Below are 21,343 nucleotides of genomic sequence, written 5' to 3' on the forward strand. Positions count from 1 at the left end.
GATCAGCGCCGCGTGGCCAGCAGGCCGATCAGGAAGCCGACGCCAGCGGCGATGCCCACCGATTGCCACGGATTGGCCGACACATATTCTTCGGTGGCGGTGACCGCAGCCTGACCGCGCTCGCGCAGGGTGTCTTCGGTCAGCTTCAAGGTTTCCCGTGCGCGCAGCAGGCTTTCGTGGATCTGTTCGCGCAGATCGTCAGCCTGATCACCGGCCAGCGTGGCGGTGTGTTCCAGCAAGCGTTCAGTGTCGCTGACCAGAGTCTGGAAGTCGTTCATCAGGATTTCTTGAGCAGTCTTTGCCTTGATGCTGGCCATGGGGGATCTCCGTAAGTGGCGTTCTGAAGCGGTGTTCTGAAGCGTTCGAGTATGAGCCAAGTGTGAAGGTTCAGTGCAAATGGCTGGTACAACTTTTGCTGTGTCGTGGTGCGTCGATCGGTGGCAGTGCGCTGTTGCCGGGCGCGAAACCGGGCAAAGCAAGGCCCGGATGATGAGGGTTCATGTCAGCCCATCGACCTTGTGCGCCAAAGCGGTTCACCGGACCACCGGATCAGTGACCGCTCAGTCGCAACTTGGTGCATGAAATGTGCGCATGAACCGCTTTGGTGCCTTTTTCAGCCTTGGGTCTGCCTCCTCATGGAAAATCTGCAAAGCGCTGTGGACACGCTGGTTCACAGTTCCAACACGTTGTTCATTCTGATCGGTGCGGTCATGGTACTGGCCATGCACGCCGGTTTCGCGTTTCTGGAGGTCGGAACGGTTCGCCAGAAAAACCAGGTCAACGCGCTGTCGAAGATTCTCAGCGACTTCGCGGTGTCGACCCTGGCCTATTTCTTTATAGGCTACTGGCTTTCGTACGGGGTGACCTTCCTGCAACCAGCGGCGGTGCTCAGTGCCGATCATGGTTATGGGCTGGTGAAGTTTTTCTTCCTGCTGACCTTTGCGGCGGCGATTCCGGCGATCATCTCTGGCGGCATCGCCGAGCGCGCGCGGTTTGTGCCGCAACTGTGCGCCACGGCGCTGATCGTGGCGTTCATCTACCCGTTTTTCGAAGGCATGATCTGGAACGGCAACTACGGTCTGCAAGCCTGGCTGACCGCGCAGTTCGGTGCCCCTTTCCATGATTTTGCCGGTTCGGTGGTAGTGCATGCCATGGGCGGCTGGCTGGCGCTGGCGGCGGTGTTGCTGCTCGGGCCGCGCAACGGGCGCTATCGCGATGGCAGGCTGGTGGCGTTCGCGCCGTCGAGCATTCCTTTTCTGGCGTTGGGTTCGTGGATCCTGATCGTCGGCTGGTTTGGCTTCAACGTGATGAGCGCGCAGACCCTGCAAGGGGTCAGCGGACTGGTGGCGGTCAACTCGCTGATGGCGATGGTCGGCGGCACGGTGGCGGCGTTGATCGTCGGGCGCAACGACCCGGGCTTTCTGCACAACGGCCCGCTTGCCGGGCTGGTGGCGGTGTGTGCCGGTTCCGACCTGATGCATCCGGTCGGCGCGCTGGTGACCGGCGCGATTGCCGGCGCCCTGTTTGTCTGGTGCTTCACGGCGGCGCAGGTCAAATGGCGCATCGATGACGTGCTGGGTGTGTGGCCGTTGCACGGTCTGTGTGGCGTGTGGGGCGGCATCGCCTGCGGGATCTTCGGCTCGACCGCGTTGGGCGGGCTCGGTGGCGTCAGCCTGATCAGCCAGTTGATCGGCAGCGCCCTCGGTGTGACGGTGGCGCTGATCGGCGGTTTCGCCGTCTACGGTTCGATCAAGGCGCTGCATGGTCTGCGCCTGAGCCAGGAACAGGAGTACTACGGCGCTGACCTGTCGCTGCACAAGATCGGCGCGGTGAGCCAGGACTAGGTCTCCTCATCGTCGGCTCCGGGGTAAAAGCCGTGAAGCAGGCGATAACGATCGATGCGCACCTGATCGACTTTCTCCTGCACCCGGTGCGCAGGAAACCCCAGCAGGATCAGGGCATGGGAGCCGAGCATCAGGCTCGACTCCAGCAGTTCCGGCACCACTTCGCTGGCGCCGGCTGCTTTCAGCTCGGCCGACTGGCTGTCGTCCCGGGTGCGCACCAGGATCGGCACTGTCGGGTTGAGGCGTCTGGCCTCCTTGAGAACCCGCAAGGCCACGTCGGCTTGATCCACGGCAATCACCAGCAGTCTGGCGCGCAGCAAACCGACAGCGATCAACAGATCGCCGCGGGTTGAATCGCCGTAGTGGACGTCGCGTTCGGCGGTAGCGGCTTCCTGAATCCGTACCGGATCGTTGTCCAGCGCGACGTAGGATTGCCCGGCATTGCGCATGAAGCGCCCGATCGACTGACCGACACGGCCGTAGCCACAGATCACCACATGCCCGTCGAACCCGGCATTGAGGGCGCTGATTTCCTCGATCTGCGCTTCCTGATTGGGCTTGCGGTGCAGGGCGGCGGCGATGCGCGGTGCGGCGCGTAACAGCAGGGGCGTCAGCAGCATCGAGCAGAAGGTGGCGGCGAGCAGCAGGGCACCGAGCTCGGCGGGGAGCAGCCGGCTCTGCTGCATCTGCGCCATCAGGGCGAAGCAGAATTCACCGCCCTGGGCGAGCGCGAGGCCGCTGCGCCAGGCCGTTTCACTGTCGCTGCCGCGCCATTTCACCAATAGCGCCACCACCAGGCCTTTGATCACCAGCAAACCCAGGGTCATGCCGATAATCAGCAGGCTGTGGCTGGCGAACAGTTGCAGGTCGATCAACATTCCGATGCTGACGAAAAACAGTCCCAGCAGAATGTCGCGAAACGGCCGGATATCGGCCTCTATCTGATGCCGGTAATGGCTCTCGCCCAGCAGCATGCCCGCGAGGAACGCGCCGAGGGCCGGAGAAAGACCCAGCAGGTGGGTCAGCCAGGCTGTCAGCAACACGATCACCAGCGCCAGCAGCACGAACAACTCTGCGGAACGGGATGCCGCGACTTCCTGAAACAGGCGGGGCAGCAGCCAGCGGCTGGCCAGCAACAAACCGAAAAACAGCAATACGGTCTTCAACAAGGTCAGGGGCAACGCCCAGTACCAGGCCTGATCACTGCTGCCGGCGAACACCGGTACCAACGTCAGCAGCAACACGGCCACCACGTCCTGGAACAACAGGACGCCCACCGCGTTCTGGCCATGGCTGCTGAAGATTTCGCCGAGACTGCCCAGCTCCTTGGTCACAATCGCCGTGGATGACAGCGACAGGCCGGCGCCCATCAGCAAGGCCGGTGTAGTGGGCATGCCCAACAGCATCAGCACGCCTCCCAGCAGGAATGTGGTGATCAGTACTTGCTGGCTGCCCAGACGGAAAACCACCTGGCGCAGGGCAATCATTTTCGACAGGGAAAACTCCAGCCCCAGGGAAAACAGCAGAAACACCACGCCCAGTTCGGCAAGATCCGGCAGATGTTCGCTTTCATTGATCCAGTCGAATGCCTTCGGCCCGACCATCAAGCCCACGCACAGGTAGCCCAGCACAGGCGGCAGGCGCAGGCGACGGAACAGGGCAATCATCACCAGGGACGACGCCAGAATGATCAGCAGATTGGCAAACACGAGGCACTCCAGAACAGGTCAGGCTCTTCAAGCGTAGAGGTAAAAAACACCGGAGCATCGCGTAAATGGCGATTTTGTGGGCTGATTTACATCAGGGTTTTACGAGGCGCGGGATCGAACCCGGTGGGTGGGTCGACGGGCTTTGCGGGCAGGCCTAGAATGATCACTCGATTTTTGGGGTTGAGCGCACATGCTTCCTGAATGCCAGTTGTTCGGCACCCTGGGGTGCCATTTGTGTGAAGTCGCGGAGGCCGAGCTGATGCCTTTTGTCGAGCATGGTCTGCTGGTGGAACTGGTGGATATTGCTGACGATGAATCGTGGTTCGAGGCCTACAGCCTGCGGATCCCGGTCTTACGAAGGGTCGATACCGGCGCGGAACTGGGGTGGCCGTTCAGCGCCGATCAGGTGGTGGCATTCCTGCGTTAACGGCCCTTTCTCTTTCGCGTTGGTGGCGCTCGTCACCTTCGCTCAATCACGGCTTGGCACTTTTCGGGTTATTCGGTTACTGTATGCGCATACAGTAATTGGGTTGGCCTGCCATGCCGTTTCCGGGCATTCGTCAGGGCAAGCCGGATGTCAGAGGGAGCCACCGTGGTCAATGTCGAACAGTTGAAAAGCAGCGTGAACGGGATGTCGGTTGACGTGGTGCGCGAGGCCGTCCACGAATTGCGCCTGGACGGTCTGGTCACGGAAGGCAAGACTCCCTTCAACAAGCTGCATTTCAACACCTGCTTTGCCGAGATCGAGGCCTTGTTCCAGCGTGCCGGCTATCACAAGCAACTGGATGTGGTCGGATATCAGGGGCTTTTGTACGCCTTGTACGATCCGGGCCGTTGGGACGCCGTGGATGTGTTGCGCTGGCTCAAGGAATTCACCGAGGCGGCGGCGCTCAAATCGATCCCCGCCTGATTCCGCGCTAGGTCTGCCGCGTCCGGTGTTGGATAATGCCTCTCTGCTTTGAAGGTTAGAGTTTTCCGTATGTCCAGCACGTCAACGTTTTCCGCCGCACAGAATCAGGCCAGCACGCTGTATCTGCCCCCCGGTAGCTGGCGGACAGTGCTCGACTGCCTGTGTGAGCATTTCAGTGCCATCGGGCGCGATCAATGGCTGGATCGAATCGCCCGGGGCCGGGTGCTGGATGGTCAGGGGCAGCCGATTGCGCTGGACTTGCCCTACAAGGAAGGGCTGCGCATTCACTATTTTCGTGAAGTGCCGGATGAAAAGCCGATCCCGGTGGTCGAGTCGATCCTGTATGCGGACGAGCATCTGGTGGTGGCAGACAAGCCGCATTTCCTTCCGGTGACCCCGGCCGGCGAGTACGTCGATCAGACCCTGCTTCGCCGATTGATCCGGCGCCTGGACAATCCCCATCTCGTGCCGCTGCACCGGATTGACCGGCATACGGCCGGGCTGGTGATTTTCTCTGCCAATCCACAGACGCGGTCGGTGTATCAGTCACTGTTCCCGACTCGGCAGATCGAAAAACGCTATGAAGCCATTGCGGCCGCGCTGCCCGAGTTGGACTTCCCGTTGGTGCACAAGAGCCGCATGATCGACGGTGAACCGTTTTTCCGCATGCAGGAAGGGCCGGGTGTGAGTAACACCGAAACGGCGGTGGAGGTTCGTGAAAAGAACGGCGAGCTCTGGCGCTACGGCCTGTATCCGGTAACCGGCAAGAAGCATCAGCTACGGGTGCACATGACGGCGCTGGGGGCGAGCATCTGCAATGATCCGTTTTACCCCGAAGTGCTCAAAGACGTTGAAGATGACTATGCCAATCCGCTCAAACTGCTGGCGCAGGGGTTGCGATTCATCGATCCGGTCACGGGGCAGGTGCGGGAGTTTGAAAGCCGGATCACGCTGGACTGGTGATCCCGGGTATCAACCCTTTTTTGCCAGACACGAAAAAGCCCGCAATATGCGGGCTTTTCTGTATCCGCTGTCGAACTGAAGACTTACAGCTCTTTGACAGTGCGGATCTGATCCTTGTTGATGCGGGTGTGCTTGCCGTCCAGCTGTTCGAACTCGTAGAAGCCCGAATCTTCATCATACTTAGGGGCGTCGACAGCCTGGATTTCGCGACCGTCATTCAAGGTGATCACTGTTGGCGAAGCGCAACCGGCGAGGGTGGCGAGGCCCAGTGCGAGCATGAAAGTGGCGAGGGTCCGTTGAGTCATGAGTGTGTCTCCGAAGGGAAATTCTTTTGGTTACTGAGCTTGAGACGTATACAAGGCGTGCAAGTTCCTTGAATGCTGTCAGTCTGACACAGTGTTGTGCGAACTCAACAGTTCAGGGGTGTTGAGATTGGCCAGGCGTGGATCGTTGTCAGGGCAAACCAGGGCCTGGGCATCAAGATTGCGCATCACTCGGCCGGGGCTGCGTTCTCCAGCGTTCCAGGCGTTTTCGAATGCCGGCAGGAGTGCCACCGGGATCACGCAAAGCAGCGGTTCCCAGTGATCGTCATGTCGCAACATTAAAGGTTTTTCAGAATTCAGGCTGGCCGCCTCACGCATGCTGTGCAGCAATGCAGGATCGATGCGCGGAACATCGCAGGGCAGAACCAGCAGGTGGGTGTGGCGCGCGGCTTTCAAGCCGGCACGAATGCCAGCCAACGGTCCGGGAAAGTCCTCCTCGTCATCGCTCACCAACTGGTCGGCGAACGGCGCGTAGCGTTCACGATTGCGGTTGCAGGAGATGATCAGGTCATCCGTCAACGGCCGAACCTTGCGATGCAGATGTGCGATCAGCGGTTCACCGTGCCATTCCACCAGTCCCTTGTCCTGGCCGCCCATCCGCTGGCCGCGCCCACCGGCCAGCAACAGAATAGAGCAGGGTGGTAATGGCGTGTTCGAAGTCATGGCAGCTCTCCGCAGGGGCGGCGAAAAAAGGGGGCGCTGTGATATAACACCGGGCTGTTTCTCCTACAACTGGACGAGCCTATGAAAGCCAAGGCTGATGTACCTTTCGTGCCGCTCAATATCGCGGTGCTGACGGTCAGCGACACCCGAACCCTGGAAACCGATACCTCCGGCCAGGTCTTCGTCGACCGGCTGACGGCCGCGGGCCACCATCTGGCGCAGCGAGTGCTGCTCAAAGATGACCTTTACAAGATCCGTGCGCAAGTCGCCCACTGGATTGCCGAAGACGTCGTGCAAGTCGTGCTGATTACTGGCGGTACCGGTTTTACCGGCCGCGACAGCACCCCGGAAGCGGTCGCTTGCCTGCTGGACAAGCAGGTCGATGGTTTTGGTGAGCTGTTCCGCCAGATCTCGGTGGCCGACATCGGCACCTCCACCGTGCAATCCCGGGCCTTGGCGGGACTGGCCAATGGCACGCTGGTCTGCTGCCTGCCAGGCTCGACCAACGCAGTGCGCACCGGTTGGGATGGCATCCTCGCCGAGCAACTGGACTCACGCCACCGCCCGTGCAATTTCGTCACTCATTTGAAACAGGCGGCGCCTTGTGAATCCCGTGGGTAAGCCGGGCAAGACCGGTAGCCTGATGCCCGTCGAAGATGCATTGGCGCGATTGCTGGAAATGGCCGAGAGCTCGCGGATTTTCGAGTGCGAGTTTTTGCCACTGGCTCAGGTTCAAGGGCGGGTGCTGGCGCAGGATCTGATTTCGACGCTGGATCTGCCACCATGGCCGAACAGCGCCATGGACGGTTATGCCTTGAATCTGGCCGACTGGACCGGCGAACCGTTGCCGGTCAGTCAGAAAATCTTCGCCGGGCAGGCACCGGAACCCTTGAAGTCAGGCACCTGCGCACGGATCTTTACCGGTGCGCCGGTACCTGCCGGTGCTGATTGTGTCGAGATGCAGGAAAACGCCGAGATTCATGCCGATGAGCGCGTGAGCTTCATCGAGGCGATGGTGGCCGGGCAGAACATTCGCCCGCAAGGCCAGGAAACGACAGTCGGTGAGTTGGTCCTTGCCGCTGGAACCCGGCTCGGTCCGATCGAACAGGGGTTGGCCGCATCGCTGGGTTGCGCAGGGCTCGAGGTGGTTCGCCGGGTTCGTGTGGCGGTGTTGTCCACGGGGGATGAGCTGGTCGAACCGGGGATAGCATTGGGACCAGGACAGATCTACAACAGCAACCGGGTGTTGTTGTGCAGCTGGTTGCAGCGCCTGGGATGTGAAGTGGTGGATGCCGGTATTCTGCCTGATGACCTGCCCACCACCCGTGCGCGACTTGGGGAGCTTCAGGATGTAGACCTGATTCTTTCAACCGGTGGTGTCTCGGTCGGGGAAGCGGATTTCCTCGGCATCGCATTGAGGGAAGAAGGCGAGCTGACACTCTGGAAGCTCGCAATCAAACCCGGCAAGCCGCTGACGGTCGGGCATTTCCGTGGTGTCCCGGTGATTGGATTGCCGGGGAATCCTGCCTCGACACTGGTGACCTTTGCCTTGCTGACCCGGCCATATCTGTTGCGTCGCCAGGGCGTGCAGGATGTCGAGCCGCTGAAGTTTTCGGTGCCCGCAGGATTTGTCTGGCCTCAGGCCGGTAACCGCCGTGAGTTTCTGCGCGGACGCCTGGAGCAGGGGCAAGCTATTATCTACCGTAACCAGAGTTCGGGCGTTCTGCGCAGCGCTGCCTGGGCCGAGGGGCTGGTGGAAGTGCAGGAGGGGCGAGTCCTGGTCAAGGGTGATCAGGTGCCATTCATTCCGCTCAGCGAGCTGCTCGGTTGATTGCAGGCATTTGAAAGGCAGGCATAGTCGCAAAACGATGCCTGCCTTTTCAGCGGGTCAACGGCTGAGCAATGAGACGAGCTGATCGAACCGGCTGTTGGCAATCCAGCCCAACAGCCCGAGCACCATCGCTGTCGCCCCTGCCGAGTAGGCAAGGCGATGCTTGATGGCTTTGACGTCCCCTCTGACTTCGTCCATATCGCGTCGAATGTACTTGAGGTGGGTTTCCAGCTCGGTGACACGCGGTTCCATATCGGTTTCTCCAGTGTTTCTAGCGCTGCATTTGAATTCGTCTTTAAGACTGGCGCGACTTTCGGAGAGAGAGGCAACCGGACTCACGGATAATCTTGCTTCATGGCTTTGCATGGAAACGCCCGCCTGCGGCCATTGGGGGCAGTTGACAAATGCCGGAATGCAAAGTATCGAAAGTCCTGAAACTGTATCCACTCATTACATGCACATCCTTGTGTAATTGAATTGAAGATCGCTAACGCCGACACACGTTGTACCAACGACCGGGCTGGGTCAATTGAGCCGATTCCTTACGTTCTGTACGAAAAATTACCGATATGTAGGACGGACCAGACGGGCAGCAGGAATTAATCAGAAGGCGTGCGACTTTTTTGCCGGTCTTGAGGGTCAAGATGTCCCGTACTGATTCAATTCCGGGAGTAACCGCAATGAGTGAACGCAAGGCATTGTTGATTCTGCATGGCAAGCAGGCACTCAACGAGGCGGTTCGTGCCGCTGTCGAGAACAAGCGTCAGCAGGGCTGGGAACTGGCGGTGCGCCTGACCTGGGAGGCCGGGGATGCCCAGCGACTGGTGGAGGAAGCGCTGGCGGCGGGATACCGTCAGATCATTGCCGGTGGCGGAGATGGCACCCTGCGTGACATCGCCGAAGCACTGGCGGCGCAGCCGGGCAAGGCCAGTCTGGTGCTGTTGCCGCTGGGAACCGCCAACGATTTTTCCCGCGCGGCGGCTATTCCCCTGGAGCCGGCCGAAGCACTCGAATTGCTTGAGGCCCCCGCCCATGACATTGATCTGGGCGAGGTCGGCGGGCAGATTTTCCTGAACATGGCCACCGGCGGATTCGGCAGCCAGGTGACGGCCAACACGTCGGAAGATTTGAAAAAAGTGCTGGGCGGCGCGGCCTATCTGTTCACCGGTTTATCGCGGTTCAGTGAGCTGCATGCCGCTTACGGCGAATTGCAGGGGCCGGATTTTCACTGGCAGGGCGAGCTGCTGGCGCTGGGGATCGGCAATGGACGTCAGGCGGGTGGCGGGCATGTGTTGTGCCCGGAAGCGCTGGTGGACGACGGTCTTCTGGATATCAGCATTCTGCCAGCCCCGCAGGAGCTGGTTGGCACGCTGAAAAATCTGCTCAGCGACGGGTTCGGCATCGACAACATGTTCGTGCGCACGCGTTTGCCGTGGGTTGAAATCAAGGTCGCCGAAGGGCTTTGCATCAATCTCGACGGTGAGCCACTGGAGGGCGACAGTCTGCGGTTTGCGGCGCGTCCCGGAGCTTTGCGTGTGCATTTGCCCAAGGACTCGCCGCTGTTGAGTGCATCACCTCGGCTCAGTCGTCCAGACTGATGATCTGTTCCCGCACGGCGAACAGCACCAGGCCCGCCACATCGTAGATCTGCAGGCGTTTCATGATCTGCGACCGGTGGGTTTCGACCGTCTTGATGCTCAAGCCCAGGCCATTGGCGATTTCCCGCGTGGACTTGCCGCGCACGATCAAGCGCAGGATTTCCAACTGGCGTGCCGTGAGGTTGTGCGACTCGGCGACTTCCGGCTGCTGCTTGAGGTTACGGGTCAGCGCCTGATTGATCACGGTGTGGGCGATGGCAGGGCTGAGATAGCGTTCGTTGTTGCGCAGCGCTTCCAGTGCATGTTCGAGCTCGGTGGCCGTGGTGTCCTTGAGCAGGTAACCGTGCGCACCGGACTCCAGCGCCTGCATGATGAGCGCGGGGTCGGTGTGCATCGACAGAATCAGCACTTTGGCGTGCGGGCGTACGCGTCTGAGCCGCTGCAGGGCTTCCAGACCGCCGGTTTCTTTCATGGAAATGTCCAGCAATACGATATCGGGAGACAGCAGCTCGACCATCTCGAGCAACTGCGAGCCGTCATTGGCCTCGCCGATAACCGCATAACCGGGAATATCCAGCACCAGGGCGCGCACGCCGGCCCTGATCAGCGAGTGGTCATCCACCAGAAGTAAGTTACAAGTCAACGCATAACCTTATTCGTACTGGCCCGCTCGAGTGCACGGGGCGCCCAGGGGAATAGTGCTTCGATTTGAGTACCTTTGCCCGGCTCGCTGGTCACGCTCAGTGTGCCGCCCAGTTGCTCGATGCGTTCGGCCATCCCGGCCATGCCCCGCTGTCCTTCACGACCCGGATTCGCCGCCGGGGAAAAGCCCAGGCCATCATCGCTGATCAGCAGGGTCAGGCCCTGTGGCAGGCGTTGCACGCGGATCAACAGGTTTTTGGCCTGCGCATGGCGAAGGATGTTGGTCACCGCTTCCTGAGTGATACGAAAGGCGGCGACGGCCATTTCTTCGGGAATTCCATTCAGGCGCTGCTGGCAGTCCAGACTCCAGTGCACCGAAGTGTTGGTCAACACCTTGAGCAGGTGCGCACGCAGGCTTGCTTCCAGGCCAAGGCTGGTCAGTTGCCGCGGGTTGAGAATGGCCGAAACGTCGCGAACCTTGTTGAGGGTTTCTTCGAGGGTCTCGCAAAGTACTGAACAGTGTTCCTGCATGTCCGCGGGCAAGCGACGCTTGAGCCATTCGCTTTGCAGCTTGGCGGCGGTCAGCAGTTGGCCGATATCGTCATGCAGTTCACGGCTCAGGCGATGGCGCTCGTTTTCCTGGACTTCCAGCAAACGGTCGGCCAGTTCCTGTGGCTGGAACTTGATGGATTTGCGCGACAGACGATGTTGTGTCCAGACGCAACCGGCAGCCGCCACGTTGATCAGCAGCAGGCCGAGCGACAACGGCGCAGAGACGCCATAGCTCAACAGACTGCCCAAGGCCGAAGCCGTGCACAGCAGGAGTGTGAACCTGCGGGCATTTTCTCGGGAGGGAGGCCATGTGGTGATTGACTTGAGGCTGGCGTACATAGCGGATGGAGCCAATGGATGTTCGCTGCGGGCAGACCGGTCAGAAGGGCTGGCGGTCTCTGTCTGGAAAACTGTCATTCAGGTTGTTGATTTCAAAACGGTTCAGTGATCGATAATTGAGCGCCAACTTCGGTAGAGGCCGCTCATTGAAGTCACAATGCCATTAACTGAAACAACTAACGGGCGGCATAATACCACTTAACATACCGTTGGTCGCGTTTGCCCTATATGTCCAAAGAGTCAGGAAACAGGCCATGTTGGACGGGGGTTCCATAATGGAAAAGTTAAAGTACCTGACTCGATAATTATCGATGCAACCGCAAGTTTTCATTTACACAGGAAAACCCTGACATCCGCAGAGGATAGTCCGCATTCATCGCTCGTAATTATTTATTGGAAGGTGTCGCAGGCAGGCATGAACTATTCAATTGCGACATTCGAGGGCGAAAACTGACGGGCCCGAACAGCCCACTGTGTGCCCGGTTACGCTTGGCGCTCCGACCAGGAGACGAGGGACATCGGCTTGCCATTGAGCGGCATTTGAAAGTGAGTCTGTCCGACCTGGCAGGCAAAGGCTTCAATCAGCGACACCTGCTCGCTTTCATCGAGGCCCAATTGGCCGGTGCTTGGGTCAACCAGTTCCAGTTGCCAGGCCATCAGGGTGAAGCAGTCTTTCAGTGCTTCCAGGGCCTGCGCATGCAAATCCACGTGATCCTGTACCTGAGTGAGCAGGCCATGCAGGTGCAGGGAGAATTCGGACACTGCCCCCAGCGCCAGGGCGTCAGCCTTGTTCGCCAGCTTGAGGAGGGTGCTGAGCATGCAGTCGATGGCGTCCTTGTCATTGCTGATCAGCTGCAAGTGGCTGAGGCATTCTTCAGACTTGGCCAGGAGCGTTTCAGCCTCGACAAGGAATTCGGGGAACCGCTGCGCCCAGTCACTACGGTCGTTCGGCATGCTTATCTCCACCACGTCATGTCTGATGAGGGAATGCCGTGTGTGTCGACGATCATGAACCGTCGCGAGACCGCGCCCCGGCGTGCATTGGCACAGACCTGAGGTTTCAAGAGGATGTGTTTCCACTGAACTGCGATCGCACACAATAGCCTGACTCCGTTCATGCAATGAGAATGGCGTCACATTAATGGCTATTGGATATCGCGAATATCAGGTTGGGCCTGATTGTTACTAGGGGATTCCCTTAGGCACGGGAACCTGTCGCGCAAAACGAGGTCGCGCCGAAGAGAATGTAGCAGATGATTTCACCGGGCCAGTAAAGCATGATGTTAATGTGACATCAATGCCTGCTCATGGCATTTTGTTGGTGATTTGTGACGGGATCAAGATCCGCCAGATTCAGCCGATAACCCCCAATAGTGAATTCATCAGAACAAGCCCAGGAGTCATTGATGGCCGGCATTCTCGACACGGTAGACCAACGCACGCAACTGGTGGGTGAGAATCGCCTGGAAATTCTCATGTTTCGACTGGCCGGGCGCCAATTGTTCGCGATCAACGTGTTCAAGGTTCAGGAAGTCCTGCAGTTGCCGAAACTGACCCTGATGCCCCAGCGTCACCCGTTTGTCTGCGGTGTGGTCAATCTGCGCGGCCAGACGCTGCCGGTGATCGACCTGTCCCAGGCGATCGGCATGCGCCCGCTGGTGCCGGGCCCGAACAGCACGATCATCGTCACTGAATACAATCGTTCGGTGCAGGCGTTCCTCGTCGGCGGCGTGGACCGCATTGTCAACATGAACTGGGAAGCCATCCTGCCGCCGCCGACCAGCGCCGGTCGCCAGCATTACCTGACGGCCATCAGCAAGGTCGACGATCAACTGGTGGAAATCATCGACGTCGAGAAAGTCCTCGCCGAAATCGTGCCATACAACGCCAAGGTCTCCCGCGACAAACTGGACGATCCGGTGCTGGAGCGCGCCCGTGGCCGTGAAGTGTTGCTGGTGGACGACTCCAACGTGGCGCTCTCGCAATTGCGCGACACCCTCGGCCAGTTGGGCGTGAAGATGCATATCGCCAGCGACGGCCTGAAAGCCCTGAACATGCTCAAGGCCTGGGCGGACACCGGGGTGAACATGACTGACAAACTGCTGATGGTGTTCACCGACGCGGAAATGCCGGAAATGGACGGCTATCGCCTGACCACCGAAATCCGCAACGACCCGCGCCTGCGTGGTCTGTATGTGGTGCTGCACACCTCGCTGTCCGGCAGTTTCAACGACTCGATGGTGAAGAAGGTCGGGTGCGACAACTTCCTCTCCAAGTTCCAGCCGGACAAACTGGTCGATGTGGTGCGACAGCGTCTGATGCTCGACGAAGTGCCGGCCTGATCAAGCTGTCGAGGCTGACCCTGCGCCAGCCTTTGATTCGCTGACAAAGCTCGTATAGGGTGGCGTTTTTGACCCACCAGGGAGCTGGCCATGCTGCGTCTGAGCGCGCTTTATCGTTACCCGTTGAAATCCGCCAAGGGCGAGGTCCTGCAAGGGATCGCCCTGGACAAACTGGGGCTTGAGGGCGATCGACGCTGGATGCTGGTGGACGAGGCCAGCGGGCGGTTCCTGACCCAGCGTGCCGAAGCGAAAATGAGTCAGTTGTCGGCACTTTGGAATGCCAGCGGCGGCCTGACGCTCAGCGCGCCGGGGCATTCGGCAATCGATGTCGCCTTGCCCGGCAATGACGACGACCTGCGCGGCGTAACCATCTGGCGCGATACCTTGCGCGTACCGGATGCCGGTGAAGAGGCGGCCCGCTGGGTTAGCGATTTCATCGGTAAGCCGACCCGACTGGTGCAAGTGCCGCTGGATCGTGCCCGGACAACCCAGGCCGGGTACGGCAACGATGACGACCAAGTGGCGTTCGCCGATGGTTTCCCGCTGCTGCTGATTGGTGAGGCCTCGCTGCAACACCTGTCGCAGGAAGTCGGGCGTCCGCTGGAAATGCTGCGGTTCCGGCCGAATCTGGTGATCGAAGGCAGTGATGCTTACGCCGAGGATGGCTGGAAACGGATTCGTATCGGCGATGTCGAGTTCCGCGTGGTCAAGTCTTGCTCTCGGTGCATTCTAACCACGATTGATCCGCAAACCGGTGAGCGCAGCGCTGACCGTGAACCCCTGGCGACCTTGCAGAAGACTCGCGCCCAGGCCGATGGCGCGATGTTTGGCCAGAACCTGGTCAATGACGGCAACGGCCGGCTCGAAGTTGGCATGCCAGTGGAAATTCTCGAATAACCCGCCCTGAAACGAAAAATGCCCGTGTCCTTGGACACGGGCATTTTTTATGACCGCCGGAAACCGGGGTTTTAGCCGCGATATTCGCACAGGTAAGCGGTGTCGACGGCCACTTTCAGCTGGAACTTGCTGTTGGCTGGCACGTTGAACTGGCTGCCCGCGGCGAAAGTTTCCCAGTCGCTGCTGTCCGGCAGTTTGACGGTCAGGGCGCCCGAGACCACGTGCATGATTTCACGCTGGCTGGTGCCGAATTCGTATTCGCCCGGGGCCATGACGCCGATGGTCGCAGGGCCTTCAGCGGTGCCAAAAGCGATCGACTTGACGGTGCCGTCGAAGTACTCGTTGACTTTAAACATGGGCGATTCCTCTCGAAAAGGGCTTAAAAAGGGTCAAAAAGGTCGGCCAGTATGCACAAGGCTTCTGGCGCCGTCACCTGCGCTAGAGCGGCAGCACCAATGGCAATAATCGGGCGGTATTGCGCGCATCCTCCAGCGCTCGATGCTGCTGGCCGGTGAACTGCATGCCCGCCAGTTGCAACGCGCCATTGAGGCCCAGCGGCCGTTCGAGGCGTCGGGCCTTGGCAAAGCGCTGTTTGAGGTTCATGTGCGGCACCCGGCTCAGTGCGCTGTCGAGTTGCAGCCGCTGCCATTCCTGAAGCAACTGCTTGCGGTCGTAATCGCCCCAACTGGCCCAGCCTTCAAGGCGTGTCTGGTGCTGGCCGAGCCAGCGCTCGAACGCAGGCCACACTTCGCTCAACGGCTGCGCCGCATCGATGTTGGCTTGGGTGATGTGCGTGAGTTCGCGGCAAAACGGCGTCAACAATGGGCGCCGCGTCGGTTTGACGAAGCGCTGAAAGTGATCCTGCTCGCGACCGGCGCGATCCACCAGGGTCGCGCCGATCTCGATGATCTCCATCTCCGTAACCGGCCAGCCACCCTCATCGGTGGTGGCTTCCAGATCTATGACCAGCCAATGGGGCATCGCAGGGTTCCTGATTTCCGCGTCCTGATTATTCAGAGCGTAGTCAAACCTTGCGGATGCGCGCGGCGACTACTCGACCTGCAACAGAACCTGACGATTTTTTACCTGATCGCCGACCTTGACCTGCACCCGCTTGAGCACGCCGTCGATGCCGGCCTTGAGCGGGTGCTCCATTTTCATTGCTTCCAGCACCACCAGCAGCTGACCTTTGCTGACCGGGCTGCCTTCGCAGACAAGCACATCGATGATGGCGCCATCCATCGGGGCTTTCAACGTGCCGGAACTGACGCTGGTCTGACTGTCGATCATCGCGTGAGTTCGATCCACCAGGTGCAGGCTGCCGGGGTGGGTGAACAGCCAGAGCTGCTCGTCGCGCAGGCGATAGGCGTGGCGCTGGCGCAGGCCATCGATTTCCAGCGTCACGGCCCCGGCGGTATGCTCGACCAATTTGAGTTGGATGGTGCGTTCGGCGACCTGCATTTCAAACACGTTGTCCGGACTGGCGCGCAGTTGCACGTTCCAGTCGCGGGCGTCGAGGCCGATGCGACAAAGCAACGGCGCACCGGCGTTGTTGCGCCATCCGGACAACGGGGCGCGGTGTTGCTGCGCGGCGGATTGGTAAAAAATCACCGCCGCGATGGCCAGCTCTTCGGCACCGGGCGAATAGGTGTGTAGGCAATCGTGATCAGCGAAGTGTTGAGGGATAAAGCCAGTGCCGAACTCCCCGCTGATGAACTGCGGATGCTGCAACAGGCTGGCGAGCAACCGCTGATTGCTCTGCACGCCGAGCAACACGCTGTCCTGAACCGCACACAACAGTTTGCGCCGGGCCTCTTCACGGGTTGCGCCGTGGGCGATCAGTTTGCCGAGCATCGGGTCGTAGAACGGTGAGACCGACTGCCCTTCGATCAACCCGTGATCAATCCGCGAACCGCGATCCAGTGCCGGTGCCCAGGCTTCGACACGCCCGGTCTGCGGAAGAAAACCCTGAGCCGGATCTTCGGCATAGAGGCGCACTTCCATGGCGTGGCCATCGAGTTTGACCTGCGCTTGCGACAGCGGCAGAGGCTGGCCTTCGGCAACCAGAAGTTGCCACGCCACCAGATCCAGCCCGGTAATCAATTCAGTCACCGGGTGCTCGACCTGCAACCGGGTGTTCATCTCCAGAAAATAGAACCGGCCATCGGCGTCGAGGAGAAATTCCACGGTGCCGGCGCCGACGTAGTTCACCGCACGCCCGGCCTTGAGCGCCGCTTCGCCCATCGCCTGACGCAGGTCCTCAGTCATCACCGGGCACGGTGCCTCTTCGATGACTTTCTGGTGACGGCGCTGGATCGAACAGTCGCGCTCGCCGAGGTAGATCAGGTTGCCGTGGTGATCGCCGAACAGCTGCACTTCGACATGGCGCGGTTCGATCAACGCCTGTTCGAGGATCAGTTCGTCGCTGCCGAAACCGTTCAAGGCTTCGGAGCGCGCCGTGCGCAATTGCGCCGGCAGTTCTTCGGCACTGTGTAACAGCCGCATGCCGCGCCCGCCACCGCCGGCGCTGGCCTTGATCATCAGCGGGTAACCGATGCGTTCGGCTTCACGGGTCAGGGTCGCGTCGTCCTGCTCGGCGCCTTGATAACCGGCGATGCACGGCACACCGGCGGCGAGCATGGCGATTTTCGACTGGCGTTTGCTGCCCATCAGTTCGATGGCTTCGACGCTGGGGCCGATAAATGTCAGGCCGGCCTGTTCGCAAGCCCGGGCGAATTCTGCATTTTCCGAAAGGAAACCGTAGCCGGGATGGATCGCGTCGGCACCGCTGCGCCGGGCGGCGTCGAGGATCGCCGGGATATTCAGGTAGGACTGCTGCACCGGCGCCGGGCCGATGTTCACCGCTTGATCGGCCATCTGCACGTGCAGTGCGTCGGCGTCGGCGTCGCTGAAAACGGCGACCGTGCGATAACCGAGAGCTTGGGCGGTGCGCTGGATGCGGCAGGCGATTTCACCGCGGTTGGCGATCAGGATTTTGTGGAGGGCGGGCATGATAATTTTCCTGAGTTTTTGGCGGTGAATTGAAGGGTCTCTTCGCGGGCAAGCCCGCTCCCACAGGTTTTGTGAATGTCATCGAACTCTGTGGGAGCGAGCTCGCTCGCGAAGTTTTTAAGGGGCCCACCTCGGTTTGCGCTTTTGCACAAACGCCATCGTGCCTTCGATCCCTTCGGCACCGGTCACCGCTGCGCTAAACCACTGCGCGGCTTCGTCCAGCAATTCACTCGACGGCTGGCCGGCGCTGGCCAGCAACAGTTTTTTCGTCACGGCATTTGCCTCGGGAGCGCAACACAAGACGTGGTCAAGCACTTCATCCAGTCGCTCGGCGAGCGCCTGTGGATCCTGCTCGACAAAATGCACAAGCCCCAGGCGTCGGGCCTGATGGCCATCGAAGCGGGCGGCGGTCAGGGCCAGACGTCGGGTCTCGGTGAGGCCGATGCGCTGCGCCACAAACGGCGCGATCTGCGCCGGTAACAGGCCGAGGCTGGTTTCCGGCAAACCGAATTGCGCTTGATGATCGGCGATGGCGATATCGCTGACACACGCCAGGCCGAAGCCGCCCCCGAGCACTGCACCCTGCAACACCGTGATCAGCACTTGCGGTGCGTGCTGCGCTTCTTCCAGCAACGACCCGAAGGCTCGGTTCAACTCACGATAGGCATCGCTGCCCTGAGCGCGGGCATTGGCCATGTCCTTGATGTCGCCACCGGCACAGAAATGCCCGCCCGCACCGCTCAGCACCAGCGCGCGAACACTTCGGTCATCGCGCACGGAGGCGAGCACGGCGCGCAACTCGGCGACCATTTGCAGGCTCATGGCGTTGCGGCTTTCCGGCCGATTGAGGGTGATGTGCAACACGCCGTTGTGCCGTTCCAGCAGCAGCGTCTGGCAATCGGGCAGGGCGTTCATTTCTTTTTCCCCGGCAGGATGCCCATCAGTTTGCAGATGATCCCCAGCATGATTTCGTCGGCGCCGCCGCCAATCGATACCAGCCGCACGTCGCGGTAGGCGCGGGCCACCGGGTTGTCCCACATGAAGCCCATGCCGCCCCAGTATTGCAGGCAGCTGTCGCTGACTTCGCGGCCGAGACGTCCGGCCTTGAGCTTGGCCATCGAGGCCAGTCGGGTGACGTCCTGGCCTTTCACGTATTGCTCGGTAGCCTGATAGACCAGCGCCCGCAGGCATTCGATTTCGGTCTGCAATTCGGCGAGGCGGAAGTGGATCACCTGGTTGTCGATCAGCGCATTGCCGAAGGTCTTGCGTTCCTTGCAGTACTCGATGGTGCTGTCGACGCAGTATTCCAGGCCTTTGATCATGTTGGCCGCGCCGAACAGGCGTTCCTCCTGGAACTGCAACATCTGCATCATGAACCCGGCGCCTTCGTGGCCGATGCGATTGCGCTGGGGCACGCGCACGTTGTCGAAAAACACCTGGGCGGTTTCCGAACTGCGCATGCCGAGCTTGTCGAGGTGCGAACTGAGGCTGATGCCCGGTGTATTCATCGGCACCATGATCAGCGACTTGTTGATGTGCGGCTTGTCGTCCGAGGTGTTGGCCAGCAGGCAGATGAAATCAGCACTCGGCGAGTTGGTGATCCACATCTTGCTGCCGTTGATCACATAGTCGTCGCCGTCCTTGCGCGCGTTGGTCTTGAGCCCTGCGACGTCGGAGCCGGCGCCGACTTCCGAGACCCCGATGCAGCCGACCTGCTCGCCGATGATGGCCGGGCGCAGGAATTCTTCGCGCAATTCATCGGAGCCGAAGCGGGCGAGGGCCGGGGTGCACATGTCGGTCTGCACGCCAATCGACATCGGAATGCCGCCGCAGTGGATGGTGCCGAACTCTTCGGCGGCGACGATCGAATAGCTGTAATCCAGGCCCATGCCGCCGAATTTTTCCGGCTTGGAAATCCCCAGCAGACCGAGGTCGCCGGCCTTGCGGAAAATCTCGTGGATCGGAAAACGCCCGGCCTTTTCCCACTCATCGACGTGCGGATTGATCTCGTGCTCGACGAACTGGCGGACGGTGCGGCGCAGTGCTTCGTGTTCCGGGGTGAAGATCATTTTTATTGTTCTCCTTTAATCCGTGGCGATCAGAACCGGCTGACGCCGAAGCTGTTGGGTTGCAACGTGCGGATGTCGGCTTCGTGGCAGATGTCCAGCAGGTAACCGAGCAGGGTGCGGGTGTCGCGCGGATCGATCAGCCCGTCGTCCCACAGGCTGGCGCTGCCGTAGAGCGCGGTGGACTGGCTGTCGAGTTTCTGCGCGGTGATCTGCTCCAGCATGTCGAGCATTTTCGGGTCGGGCACCAGGCCGTCCTTGAGCTGTTTGGCTTCGGTGACGATGCGCAACACCTTGCCGGCCTGGGCGCCGCCCATCACGGCGGTGCGGCTATTGGGCCAGGCGAAGATGAAGCGCGGATCGAGCCCGCGTCCGCACATCGCGTAGTTGCCCGCGCCGTAGGAGCCGCCGACCACGATCGTCAGTTTCGGCACCCGCGCATTGGCCACGGCCTGGATCAGTTTCGAGCCGTGCTTGATCACGCCGTGCTGTTCCGATTCGGTGCCGACCATGAACCCGGTGGTGTTGTGGAAAAACAGCAGCGGTGTCTGGCTCTGGTCGCACAGTTGAATGAACTGCGCCGCCTTGCTCGCCCCGTTGGGCGTGATCGGGCCGTTGTTGCCGATGAAACCGCAGGCGCGGCCCTGAATTTTCAGGTGGCCACAAACGGTCTGCTGATCGAACTCGCCTTTGAATTCCAGAAAGCGCGATTCGTCGGCGATCCGCGCAATGATTTCGCGCACGTCGTAAGGTTTTTTCGGGTCGTCCGGGATCAGTCCGAGCAGTTCGTCGATGGGATACAGTGGCTCCTTGAATTGCGGCTCGGGCAGCCACGGTATTTGCTCGTTCCAGTTCAGCAGGCTGACGATTTCCCGCGCCTGACGCACGCCGTCGGCATCGTTTTCGGCCAGGTATTCGGCGGTGCCGGCGACTTGCGCGTGCATCTCGGCGCCGCCCAGTTCTTCGTCGGTGGCGACTTCACCGGTTGCGGCTTTAAGCAACGGCGGGCCGGCAAGAAACAGCTTGGCCTTGCCGCGTACCACCACCACGTAATCCGACAGCCCCGGCTGATAGGCGCCGCCGGCTGTGGCCGAACCGTGCACCACGGTGATCTGCGGCAGCCCCATGGCCGACATCCGCGCCTGATTGGCAAAGCTGCGTGCGCCTTCGACGAAAATCTCCGCCGCGTAATTGAGGTTGGCGCCGCCACTTTCGGCGAGGGTGATAACCGGCAGTTTGTTTTCCTGGGCGATCTGTTGCAGGCGCAGGGATTTTTTCAGACCCGACGGGGAAATCGTCCCGCCCTTGATCGCGCTGTTGTTCGCCACGATCAAGGCGCGCACACCGGACACGTAACCGATGCCGGCGATCAAGCCACCACCCGCCGAGCTGCCGTCCTTGTCGTCGTGGAGTTTGTAGCCGGCCAGGCTCGCCAGTTCGAGGAATGGCGCGCCGGGGTCGAGCAGCAGATTCAGGCGCTCTCGGGGCAGCAATTGTCCGCGTTTGTCGAATTTCGGTTTGGCTTCGGCGGCCTTGTTCAGCAGGTTCTGTTCGAGCTGCTGAACTTGCTCGATAGCGGCGAGCATCGCTGCGCGGTTTCGGGCGAAGGCTTCGCTGTGCGGGTCGAGTTGGGACTGGATCTGCGGCATGGC

At 60.5% G+C, this 21,343-nt stretch carries 23 protein-coding genes; 9 read left to right on the top strand and 14 right to left on the bottom strand.

Annotated elements, in window-relative coordinates; genetic code table 11:
- Positions 1–2: 2 nt before the first annotated feature.
- Positions 3–317 (bottom strand): YqjD family protein, encoded by a 315-nt coding sequence (locus K5E37_RS23600; protein WP_221535309.1) that lies wholly within the window; start codon positions 315–317, stop codon positions 3–5.
- 318 nt (positions 318–635) lie between these two features.
- Between K5E37_RS23600 and K5E37_RS23605 the strand changes: the two genes are divergently transcribed.
- Positions 636–1,844: an ammonium transporter gene (locus K5E37_RS23605; protein WP_221535310.1), complete on the top strand. Its 1,209-nt coding sequence runs from the start codon at positions 636–638 to the stop codon at positions 1,842–1,844.
- Here K5E37_RS23605 and K5E37_RS23610 read toward each other — a convergent pair.
- Positions 1,841–3,553 (bottom strand): monovalent cation:proton antiporter-2 (CPA2) family protein, encoded by a 1,713-nt coding sequence (locus K5E37_RS23610; protein WP_221535311.1) that lies wholly within the window; start codon positions 3,551–3,553, stop codon positions 1,841–1,843. The genes K5E37_RS23605 and K5E37_RS23610 overlap by 4 nt on opposite strands.
- Positions 3,554–3,743: 190 nt before the next feature.
- Here K5E37_RS23610 and K5E37_RS23615 point away from each other — a divergent pair, with 190 nt between their 5' ends.
- The 3 genes from K5E37_RS23615 to K5E37_RS23625 all read left to right on the top strand — a co-directional run bounded on the left by K5E37_RS23615 (position 3,744) and on the right by K5E37_RS23625 (position 5,426).
- The gene (locus K5E37_RS23615; RefSeq protein ID WP_007955734.1) at positions 3,744–3,980 is read left to right on the top strand and encodes a glutaredoxin family protein; all 237 of its coding nucleotides are present in this window, start codon (positions 3,744–3,746) and stop codon (positions 3,978–3,980) included.
- A 165-nt stretch (positions 3,981–4,145) separates the two neighbouring features.
- Positions 4,146–4,463: a hypothetical protein gene (locus K5E37_RS23620; RefSeq protein ID WP_007955735.1), complete on the top strand. Its 318-nt coding sequence runs from the start codon at positions 4,146–4,148 to the stop codon at positions 4,461–4,463.
- Between the two features lie 69 nt (positions 4,464–4,532).
- Entirely contained in the window at positions 4,533–5,426 is an 894-nt protein-coding gene (locus K5E37_RS23625) for a pseudouridine synthase (RefSeq protein ID WP_085607121.1), read from the top strand.
- Positions 5,427–5,509: 83 nt separating this feature from the next.
- Here the strand turns inward: K5E37_RS23625 and K5E37_RS23630 are convergent, their stop codons facing one another.
- Together K5E37_RS23630 and mobA are read right to left on the bottom strand one after the other, a co-directional pair.
- Positions 5,510–5,731, bottom strand: a complete 222-nt coding sequence (locus K5E37_RS23630) for a YgdI/YgdR family lipoprotein (RefSeq protein ID WP_007955739.1) — start codon at positions 5,729–5,731, stop codon at positions 5,510–5,512.
- A gap of 78 nt (positions 5,732–5,809) precedes the next feature.
- Positions 5,810–6,412, bottom strand: coding sequence for a molybdenum cofactor guanylyltransferase MobA (mobA, locus tag K5E37_RS23635; protein ID WP_085607119.1), 603 nt, complete (start codon positions 6,410–6,412; stop codon positions 5,810–5,812).
- 81 nt (positions 6,413–6,493) lie between these two features.
- Between mobA and moaB the strand changes: the two genes are divergently transcribed.
- Positions 6,494–7,033: a molybdenum cofactor biosynthesis protein B gene (moaB, locus tag K5E37_RS23640; RefSeq protein WP_007955742.1), complete on the top strand. Its 540-nt coding sequence runs from the start codon at positions 6,494–6,496 to the stop codon at positions 7,031–7,033.
- The gene (glp, locus tag K5E37_RS23645; protein ID WP_221535312.1) at positions 7,017–8,243 is read left to right on the top strand and encodes a gephyrin-like molybdotransferase Glp; all 1,227 of its coding nucleotides are present in this window, start codon (positions 7,017–7,019) and stop codon (positions 8,241–8,243) included. The genes moaB and glp overlap by 17 nt, the downstream gene beginning before the upstream one ends.
- Positions 8,244–8,300: 57 nt before the next feature.
- Here the strand turns inward: glp and K5E37_RS23650 are convergent, their stop codons facing one another.
- On the bottom strand, positions 8,301–8,609 hold the full coding sequence (locus K5E37_RS23650; RefSeq protein WP_170929389.1) for a hypothetical protein: 309 nt from the start codon (positions 8,607–8,609) through the stop codon (positions 8,301–8,303).
- A 314-nt stretch (positions 8,610–8,923) separates the two neighbouring features.
- On the opposite strand from K5E37_RS23650, the gene yegS reads away from it, so the two are divergent.
- Complete coding sequence (yegS, locus tag K5E37_RS23655) at positions 8,924–9,841, top strand: lipid kinase YegS (protein ID WP_085607115.1); 918 nt, start codon at positions 8,924–8,926, stop codon at positions 9,839–9,841.
- Here yegS and K5E37_RS23660 read toward each other — a convergent pair.
- The 3 genes from K5E37_RS23660 to K5E37_RS23670 all read right to left on the bottom strand — a co-directional run bounded on the left by K5E37_RS23660 (position 9,825) and on the right by K5E37_RS23670 (position 12,328).
- The gene (locus K5E37_RS23660; RefSeq protein WP_007955750.1) at positions 9,825–10,484 is read right to left on the bottom strand and encodes a response regulator transcription factor; all 660 of its coding nucleotides are present in this window, start codon (positions 10,482–10,484) and stop codon (positions 9,825–9,827) included. The two genes, yegS and K5E37_RS23660, sit on opposite strands and share 17 nt — an antisense overlap.
- Positions 10,481–11,374, bottom strand: coding sequence for a sensor histidine kinase (locus K5E37_RS23665; protein ID WP_007955752.1), 894 nt, complete (start codon positions 11,372–11,374; stop codon positions 10,481–10,483). Before K5E37_RS23665 ends, K5E37_RS23660 begins: the two co-directional genes overlap by 4 nt.
- Before the next feature lie 483 nt (positions 11,375–11,857).
- Positions 11,858–12,328, bottom strand: coding sequence for a hypothetical protein (locus tag K5E37_RS23670; RefSeq protein WP_221535313.1), 471 nt, complete (start codon positions 12,326–12,328; stop codon positions 11,858–11,860).
- 452 nt (positions 12,329–12,780) lie between these two features.
- Here K5E37_RS23670 and K5E37_RS23675 point away from each other — a divergent pair, with 452 nt between their 5' ends.
- Entirely contained in the window at positions 12,781–13,716 is a 936-nt protein-coding gene (locus K5E37_RS23675) for a chemotaxis protein CheV (RefSeq protein ID WP_003226705.1), read from the top strand.
- 90 nt (positions 13,717–13,806) lie between these two features.
- On the top strand, positions 13,807–14,613 hold the full coding sequence (locus tag K5E37_RS23680) for an MOSC domain-containing protein (protein WP_221535314.1): 807 nt from the start codon (positions 13,807–13,809) through the stop codon (positions 14,611–14,613).
- A gap of 71 nt (positions 14,614–14,684) precedes the next feature.
- On the opposite strand, the gene K5E37_RS23685 is transcribed toward K5E37_RS23680, so the two are convergent.
- From K5E37_RS23685 to atuC, 6 genes are all read right to left on the bottom strand, one after another.
- The gene (locus K5E37_RS23685; RefSeq protein ID WP_007940055.1) at positions 14,685–14,969 is read right to left on the bottom strand and encodes a pyrimidine/purine nucleoside phosphorylase; all 285 of its coding nucleotides are present in this window, start codon (positions 14,967–14,969) and stop codon (positions 14,685–14,687) included.
- Positions 14,970–15,051: 82 nt separating this feature from the next.
- Positions 15,052–15,594, bottom strand: a complete 543-nt coding sequence (locus tag K5E37_RS23690; RefSeq protein WP_011335265.1) for an exonuclease domain-containing protein — start codon at positions 15,592–15,594, stop codon at positions 15,052–15,054.
- Between the two features lie 69 nt (positions 15,595–15,663).
- Complete coding sequence (locus tag K5E37_RS23695; RefSeq protein ID WP_221535315.1) at positions 15,664–17,625, bottom strand: acetyl/propionyl/methylcrotonyl-CoA carboxylase subunit alpha; 1,962 nt, start codon at positions 17,623–17,625, stop codon at positions 15,664–15,666.
- A gap of 117 nt (positions 17,626–17,742) precedes the next feature.
- Entirely contained in the window at positions 17,743–18,540 is a 798-nt protein-coding gene (locus tag K5E37_RS23700; protein ID WP_221535316.1) for an enoyl-CoA hydratase/isomerase family protein, read from the bottom strand.
- Positions 18,537–19,694 carry a citronellyl-CoA dehydrogenase gene (gene atuD / locus K5E37_RS23705; protein WP_221535317.1) on the bottom strand — a complete coding sequence of 386 codons (1,158 nt, stop codon included), beginning with the start codon at positions 19,692–19,694 and terminating at the stop codon, positions 18,537–18,539. Before atuD ends, K5E37_RS23700 begins: the two co-directional genes overlap by 4 nt.
- Before the next feature lie 29 nt (positions 19,695–19,723).
- Positions 19,724–21,340: a geranyl-CoA carboxylase subunit beta gene (atuC, locus tag K5E37_RS23710; RefSeq protein ID WP_221535318.1), complete on the bottom strand. Its 1,617-nt coding sequence runs from the start codon at positions 21,338–21,340 to the stop codon at positions 19,724–19,726.
- Between the last annotated feature and the right edge of the window lie 3 nt (positions 21,341–21,343).

This window comes from Pseudomonas sp. RIT778 (assembly GCF_019718735.1).
In the GTDB taxonomy this organism is placed as follows: domain Bacteria; phylum Pseudomonadota; class Gammaproteobacteria; order Pseudomonadales; family Pseudomonadaceae; genus Aquipseudomonas; species Aquipseudomonas aphyarum.

Excerpts from the sequence above, each read along its gene's own strand:
- K5E37_RS23600 (WP_221535309.1), bottom strand. The coding sequence starts at position 317 with ATGGCCAGCATCAAGGCAAAGACTGCTCAAGAAATCCTGATGAACGAC.
- K5E37_RS23605 (WP_221535310.1), top strand. The coding sequence starts at position 636 with ATGGAAAATCTGCAAAGCGCTGTGGACACGCTGGTTCACAGTTCCAAC.
- K5E37_RS23615 (WP_007955734.1), top strand. The coding sequence starts at position 3,744 with ATGCTTCCTGAATGCCAGTTGTTCGGCACCCTGGGGTGCCATTTGTGT.
- K5E37_RS23625 (WP_085607121.1), top strand. The coding sequence starts at position 4,533 with ATGTCCAGCACGTCAACGTTTTCCGCCGCACAGAATCAGGCCAGCACG.
- K5E37_RS23630 (WP_007955739.1), bottom strand. The coding sequence starts at position 5,731 with ATGACTCAACGGACCCTCGCCACTTTCATGCTCGCACTGGGCCTCGCC.
- mobA (WP_085607119.1), bottom strand. The coding sequence starts at position 6,412 with ATGACTTCGAACACGCCATTACCACCCTGCTCTATTCTGTTGCTGGCC.
- moaB (WP_007955742.1), top strand. The coding sequence starts at position 6,494 with ATGAAAGCCAAGGCTGATGTACCTTTCGTGCCGCTCAATATCGCGGTG.
- K5E37_RS23650 (WP_170929389.1), bottom strand. The coding sequence starts at position 8,609 with ATGCAAAGCCATGAAGCAAGATTATCCGTGAGTCCGGTTGCCTCTCTC.
- yegS (WP_085607115.1), top strand. The coding sequence starts at position 8,924 with ATGAGTGAACGCAAGGCATTGTTGATTCTGCATGGCAAGCAGGCACTC.
- K5E37_RS23665 (WP_007955752.1), bottom strand. The coding sequence starts at position 11,374 with ATGTACGCCAGCCTCAAGTCAATCACCACATGGCCTCCCTCCCGAGAA.
- K5E37_RS23670 (WP_221535313.1), bottom strand. The coding sequence starts at position 12,328 with ATGCCGAACGACCGTAGTGACTGGGCGCAGCGGTTCCCCGAATTCCTT.
- K5E37_RS23675 (WP_003226705.1), top strand. The coding sequence starts at position 12,781 with ATGGCCGGCATTCTCGACACGGTAGACCAACGCACGCAACTGGTGGGT.
- K5E37_RS23680 (WP_221535314.1), top strand. The coding sequence starts at position 13,807 with ATGCTGCGTCTGAGCGCGCTTTATCGTTACCCGTTGAAATCCGCCAAG.
- K5E37_RS23685 (WP_007940055.1), bottom strand. The coding sequence starts at position 14,969 with ATGTTTAAAGTCAACGAGTACTTCGACGGCACCGTCAAGTCGATCGCT.
- K5E37_RS23690 (WP_011335265.1), bottom strand. The coding sequence starts at position 15,594 with ATGCCCCATTGGCTGGTCATAGATCTGGAAGCCACCACCGATGAGGGT.
- K5E37_RS23695 (WP_221535315.1), bottom strand. The coding sequence starts at position 17,625 with ATGCCCGCCCTCCACAAAATCCTGATCGCCAACCGCGGTGAAATCGCC.
- K5E37_RS23700 (WP_221535316.1), bottom strand. The coding sequence starts at position 18,540 with ATGAACGCCCTGCCCGATTGCCAGACGCTGCTGCTGGAACGGCACAAC.
- atuD (WP_221535317.1), bottom strand. The coding sequence starts at position 19,694 with ATGATCTTCACCCCGGAACACGAAGCACTGCGCCGCACCGTCCGCCAG.
- atuC (WP_221535318.1), bottom strand. The coding sequence starts at position 21,340 with ATGCCGCAGATCCAGTCCCAACTCGACCCGCACAGCGAAGCCTTCGCC.